The sequence below is a fragment of the Limosilactobacillus reuteri genome, from assembly GCF_013694365.1.
GTDB classification, from domain to species: Bacteria; Bacillota; Bacilli; order Lactobacillales; family Lactobacillaceae; genus Limosilactobacillus; species Limosilactobacillus reuteri_E.
In genome coordinates this window covers 397,673-399,991 of record NZ_CP059275.1, presented here as the reverse complement: position 1 = coordinate 399,991, position 2,319 = coordinate 397,673, and the positions used below count along the sequence as shown (strand labels likewise).

Below are 2,319 nucleotides of genomic sequence, written 5' to 3'. Positions count from 1 at the left end.
TTAGATCTCTTTATTAATTATTCTAAGGTTTAATGAGTGAAACCATACTTTTTTAAGCTTAGTTGTTTTATGTCCTACTAATGTTGAATTATTTAAAGCTTCGATATCGCGCTTCATATCATGAATAAATTCGTGAGCTCTACTCATTCCGAAATCAGCACGACATACTATTCGTTGTGCTTCAATTGTATCTAAGTTCTTTGGAAATGGGTAAGCAGGAACTTGCCATCCTTGCATACGTAATCTATCAGCTAAATCATATAACGACCAGTCTTGTGCAGTTAAGTCTTTTAACTTGTAACAAATAATTGGAATTTGCGAACCAGCATTAACCATTTCGAACATACCGATTTTTTGGATTTCTGTTGCTAGGTAAAATGCAACATCATGGGTACGTTTTTGAATCTTTTTATATCCTTCAAAGCCAAAACGAACGAAATTGTAGTATTGCCCAATTATTTGTGAGGCATTGCGTGAGAAATTAATTGCCATTGTTGGTAATTCTCCTACTAAGTAGCTAACTTTGAAAATTAGCTTGTCAGGCAGGAATTCTTTATCACGCCATAATACCCAACTAATACCAGGATAAACTAAACCATACTTGTGGCCTGACGCGTTAATTGAAACAACATTCTTTAGTTGGAAGTCCCATTTAATGTCAGGTTCCATAAATGGAGCATAGAATCCACCAGAAGCAGCGTCAACGTGAATATAGACTTTGTAATCTGTTGTTTTGTTATATTCTTCAACTAGATCATTTAATTTTGCAATATCGTCATAACGACCGGTGTAAGTAATTCCCATAATCCCTACGATACCGATAGTATATTCATCGACATAATCCATAACTGTATTCATATTAAGCGATTGGTGCTCTTCATCCATTGGAACTGTCCGTATCTCAACATCAAAATATATTGCAAATTTTTCCCAACAAATTTGATATCCAGAAGATATTACTAAGTTTGGCTTTCGGGCATTAATATCAAGCCTTAATTTTTTGGCTCGTTCTCGCCAAGCAAACTTCATTGCTAAACCACCAAGCATACAACCTTCAGAAGATCCCACTGTTGAAGTTCCCATTTATTTCAACAAAATATTCAAAATATACAGTAATGCAATAAAAACAAAAAACATGCTCCATATTACAACATTTACTTCTTTGCGACGTCCTGCAGCAACCATCAAGATTGGATACGTAAGAAAGCCAAATGCAATCCCATAAGAAATGTTATAAGTTAGCGGAATTCCAATAGCAACCAAGAATGACGGCAGTGCAATTTCAAATTTATCCCATTCGATATCTTTCAAGGCGGAAACCATCAATACTCCGACCACAATTAAAGCAGCGGCGGTCACTTGAGTAGTAACAACTTCAAGCAAAGGAGAAAAAGCCATACTTAAAATGAAAAGAGTTCCTGTTACAATCGCAGTCAGACCAGTTTTCCCACCAACCGCAATACCAGCTGAAGGTTCAACATATGCAGAAGTTGGGGTTGTTCCCATTACCACCCCTCTTAACATCGAAAGCGAATCGGCCATCAAAGCTCGACCAATCCGGGGCATTTTATTATCTTTCATTAATCCTGCTTCTTGGGCTAACCCAACTAAGGTTCCAGCAGTGTCAAAGAAAGCTACCAATAAGAAGATTAAGACAACAGCCCACATCTTTGGATCAGTCATTGTTGACAAGAACTTAATTCCCACTCCAAAAGTCGGTTCTAAGCTAGGAGCCATTGAAATTAAATGATCCGGCATCTTAACCAATCCCGTTAATAAACTAAGAAGCGTTGTTACAACTAAACCGATAAAAATTGCTCCTGGGACCTTTTTGACCATTAAAATTGCAATCAAGAAAATTCCAAAAATTGTAATCCAGGTTGTAGGAACCGTCAGCGATCCTAATTCAACTAGTGATGATTTACTTGAAACAATAATTCCACCACCCTGCAACCCAACAAAAGAGATAAATATTCCTATCCCCGCAGCCATTGCCTTTTGCCACGGAATTCCCATTGCTAATACAACCGAATAAGTGAAGAAAGCATTATCACCTAATCCCGGAGTAATCGCAATTGGATAATTAGCCAAAATTCCCATCAAAAAGCAGCCAATAATTGCTGATAAAGCAGTTGCAGTAAAAACCGCCCCTTTATCCATTCCGGCTACCCCTAAAACGCTTGGATTAACAAAAAGAATATAGACCATTGAAACAAAAGTCGTCAATCCAGCTAAACATTCTTGCTTAATGTTCGTATTATTCTCTGACAAATGAAAAGTTCGGTCAAAAAAGTCGATTGTTCGTGTTTCTTCCAAAAT

Annotated in this window: 1 protein-coding gene and 1 pseudogene; both read right to left on the bottom strand. The window is 37.1% G+C overall.

The genetic code is table 11. The features are described 5' to 3' along the window. Window positions 1–29: 29 nt before the first annotated feature. A pseudogene (locus HHK02_RS02390) lies at window positions 30–1,083 on the bottom strand (glutamate decarboxylase); the annotation flags it as partial. Continuing rightward, window positions 1,084–2,316: an NCS2 family permease gene (locus HHK02_RS02385; RefSeq protein WP_181462898.1), complete on the bottom strand. Its 1,233-nt coding sequence runs from the start codon at window positions 2,314–2,316 to the stop codon at window positions 1,084–1,086. It lies immediately after the preceding pseudogene. Window positions 2,317–2,319: the final 3 nt, after the last annotated feature.